We start from the raw sequence: 3806 nt of genomic DNA on the forward strand, positions 1-3806 counted from the left end.
GGGTGTCCCAGCCGATCGAGAGAGCGGCGGGGCCGTCCCAGCCGATCCCCCCGCCCGGGCCCTGGGCGGCGGACGGGGCGGCGTCGGGGGCGGTCGAACCGGCGGCGAAGGCCGGCGCGACGGAGCCGGCGAGGGCGAGGGTCAGGAGGACGGCGGCAACTGGACGGACGGACACGGGCGAGTCCTGTTCTGTGCGGGAACTGCGCTGAGGGAGACCGCAGTTCTGGGTGTCCGGAAAGACGGGGAGTGCGCGCACCGGGAATCCTCCCGCTCCCCGGCCCGTCACGGGAAGCGAATCCGCGGGCAGGATCAGGACAGGCAGCATGCTGCAACACCGCACCGGGCAGCGGCCCGAATTCCGCCTTTGTGCGGGCCCCGCCGAGGGCGTCGACGGCCCGGGTGGGGCGTTGACCGGATCATGCCCTTGCGAGGGCGTTCCGGCCGAAGGAATGATCAGCCCCGGGCCGACCGGGCATACGGAACCGTCCACGGGGATCAGGGGTCGAGAAGTGCTGGAACTGCTGGGGCTGGATGCCACTGCGGAAGCCGTCTACCGGGAAATGCTCGCCGACCCCGAGGGCGGGGTCGCGGAACTCTGCGAGCGGCTCGGCCTCCCCGAGGCCGCCGTGCGCGCGGCCCTCGACCGGCTCGCCGACCTCACCCTGCTGCGCGCCTCCCGCGAACGGCCCGGCACCCTGCGGCCGGTCAGCCCGGAGCGCGGACTGGAGATCCTGCTGCGCCGTCAGGAGGAGGAACTCGCGCGCCGGCAGCAGGAGGTCGCCGCCTCCAAGGCCGCCGTCGCGCGCGCCCTGGGGGAGTACGCGAAGGTACGGGCCGACAACCCGGTGGGCGACCGCGAGCGGCTGCTCGGCCTGGACGCCATCCAGGACAAGCTGGAGGTGCTGACCTCCCGGCTGACCAGCGAGGTCCTGGCGGTGATGCCCGGCGGCGCCCAGTCCGCGGCCAGCCTGGCCGCGTCCCGGCCGCTGGACGAGGACGCCCTGCGGCGCGGGGTCAGCCTGCGCACCATCTACCAGGACAGCATCCACGACGCCCCGGAGACCCTCGACTACGTCCGCTGGATGGCCGGCCTCGGCGGCGAGGTGCGGACCGCGCCGGTGCTGCCGCCGCGGATGCTGGTCTTCGACCGGAGCACGGCCGTGGTGCCGATCGACCCGGAGAACACCCGGGCCGGCGCGCTGTGCACCAGCGAGCCGGGGATCGTCGCGTCCCTGGTCGCCCTGTTCGAACAGACCTGGGAGACCGCCGTCCCGATCGCCGACGACCGGGACGGGGTGGCCCCGCTGAGCCTGACCGCCGGGGAGCGCGAGCTGCTGCGGCTGCTGTCCACCGGGCTCACGGACGACGCGGCGGCCAAGCGGCTCGGCGTCTCGGTGCGGACCGTCCGGCGGCAGATGGCCGCCCTGATGGAGCGTCTCGACGCGGCGAGCCGCTTCGAGGCCGGGCTGAAGACCGCCCGGCGCGGCTGGTTGTAGCCGCCTCCCGGCCGGGCGGGGCCGCCGCGGACCGGTTCCGGGATTCGCCGACGGGCCGTCCGGGTACGCCGTACGCTCGGGGCGCCGGCGGTCGGCCGCCGCCCGGGGCCCGGAGGAGGACGGCGTGGACACGGCTGCGGAACGCACGTCCCCGGGCGGGCACCGGACCGACCCGGTGCTCGTCGACCGCGTCACCGAGGCGCTCCTGCTGGCCGGCCTGCCCGTCGGGTACGGCGGACACGGGCCCGGCGTCCACCTGCGCCCGGCCCGGCCGCACGACGACTCCGACGACTGCGCCGGACTGATCGCCCTGCACTGGGAGCCCGGCCCCCGGCTGGCGGCCGCCGCGGCCATGGAACAGCCCCAGCAGCCGGCGTTCGCCGCCCGACGGGTCGTCGGCAGCACCATGCGGAACGCGTTCGCCGAGTTCCTGCCGGCCTTCGGCATCGAGGTCGTGGCCGGCCGGCTCGGCGGGGAGACCAGGGTCGGCCGGGCCGACGGACCCGCACCGGCCACCGGCCAGGACGCCGCCGCCCCGGCCCCGGCCGGCTCCCGCCCGCAGGACCTCGGCATCAGCGCGGACGTCGTCGCCGCGGTGCGCCGCACCGCCGGGCTCGCCGGCCTGCCGGTCGCCGACCACCTCCACGCGCCCGGCATCACCCTCACGCCGTGCCCGGCCGTCGAGGACGGGGACGACACCACCGGCGTCGCCGACCTCCACTGGAACCCCTCCCGCCGGCTGTCCGCCGCCGCCGACGGCGACACCCCCGCCGCGGAGCGCGCCGCCCGGGCCCGCACCGCCGTCCAGGACGCGATGCGGCACGCCTTCGGCGCCGTCCTCGGCGCCTGCGGTCTCGATCTCCAGTGGCGCCGCCCGGCCGCGCTCCCTTACCAGCTGCGCGCCTACGGGCTCGTCGACGAGCTGCCGGTACGGCGCTGACACCTGCCGGGCCCCGGAGGGTCGGCCTGCTGGTGCGGATCCCCCGGGCGGTGCAGGGGAGTCGGCGTGCGGAGACACCGACCGATCGCTGCGGCAGGATGGTTGAAGGGGTGGCGCCGCTCTACGGGACTTCGGCCTCCTCCCGTAGATCGCGTGCGGCGTGCGGGAGTTGCACCGCGGGGCGGCGCAGTGGGGTGCGGAGGCGGTGGGCCAGGGCGGCGGCGGCCACGCAGAGGGCCAGTGCGGTCCAGAGCAGCGGGGGGTTCTGCAGGCCCAGGCCGATGACGGCCGGTCCGACCGCGTAGGACACCGTCCAGGTCAGCTGGAACAGGGACATGTACGGGCCTTCGTCGCCCTTGGGGGCCATGGCGACCGCCGCCGCGGCCGCGGTGGGCTTCGAGGCCAGTTCGGCCAGGGCCAGGACCGCCGCCACCAGGACGGCGAGCGGGCCCTGGAGGGCGTGCGGGGCGGTGGAGACGGCCGCGGTCAGGGCGATGGCGACGGCCACCGCGCCGATCGACAGGCGCAGGACCCGCGAGCGGCTCCAGCCGGAGAGCCGGCGGCTGATCCGCATCTGCAGGGCGGTGGCGGTGGCGTAGCGGACGGCGACCACGACGGTCGGCCACCAGGCGGCCTGGTGGAGGCTCTCCACCAGGTAGACGGGGAAGGCGACCGTCGGGATCAGCCAGGCCGCCGACAGCAGCGTCTGGGACGCGACCAGGGACATGAAGGGCCGGTCGCGGAGCGCCGCCCGGGTGTTCGACCTGGCTGCCCTGCGCGCGGGCCGCTCGGCGGCCGGCACGGTGACCCCGAGCAGGAGGACGGCCGCGAGCAGGGAGCTCGCGCTGTTCAGGGCGAGCGCGACCCGCAGGCCGTGTCCGCCGGCGAGCGCCATCAGGGCGGTCGCCCCCAGCGTGCCGACCCCCAGCGAGGTGGTCTTGAGCACGGTGACCGCGGAGAACCACTCGGTGAGCTCCGCCGGTTTCGCGAACCGCGCCACCAGCGTGGGCCAGGCGGCCCCGTAGAGGCGGTCGGCGGCCGTCACGAGGAAGCTCACGGCGGCCACGGTGGGCAGGTTCCCGGCCGCGAGGAACAGGCCGTACCCGAGCGCGGTCAGGACGTTGCTGACGAGCAGACAGGACTTGGGCCCCGCCGCCTGGACGAGCCGTCCGCAGAGCGGCACGACGGCGAAGGACGCGATCGACCCGACCGTCACGGCGGTGCCCGCGGCGGCCGCCGGGAAGTGCTGGACGGTGACGAAGAACAGCAGCGACAGCGGCAGGAAGACGCCGGAGCCGAACGTGTCGATCGCCACCGAGAGGAACAGCCGCCGCTGCCGACGGAACCGCCCGGCCCCTGTCACGCCACCC

Annotated in this window: 3 protein-coding genes; 2 read left to right on the forward strand and 1 reads right to left on the reverse strand. The window is 76.1% G+C overall.

All coding sequences use genetic code 11. From position 1 onward, the window contains the following. Nucleotides 1-509 precede the first annotated feature (509 nt). Both ACIQOV_RS31810 and ACIQOV_RS31815 read left to right on the forward strand, forming a co-directional pair. On the forward strand, nt 510-1496 hold the full coding sequence (locus ACIQOV_RS31810) for a LuxR C-terminal-related transcriptional regulator (protein ID WP_401054151.1): 987 nt from the start codon (nt 510-512) through the stop codon (nt 1494-1496). Between the two features lie 124 nt (nt 1497-1620). Continuing rightward, entirely contained in the window at nt 1621-2436 is an 816-nt protein-coding gene (locus tag ACIQOV_RS31815) for a hypothetical protein (protein ID WP_401054153.1), read from the forward strand. Between the two features lie 121 nt (nt 2437-2557). Here ACIQOV_RS31815 and ACIQOV_RS31820 read toward each other — a convergent pair. Next, a partial coding sequence (locus tag ACIQOV_RS31820) for an MFS transporter (protein WP_401054154.1) occupies nt 2558-3806 on the reverse strand: 1249 nt, incomplete at its 5' end.

This window comes from Kitasatospora sp. NPDC091257 (assembly GCF_044757675.1).
Classification (GTDB): domain Bacteria; phylum Actinomycetota; class Actinomycetes; order Streptomycetales; family Streptomycetaceae; genus Kitasatospora; species Kitasatospora lactacystinica.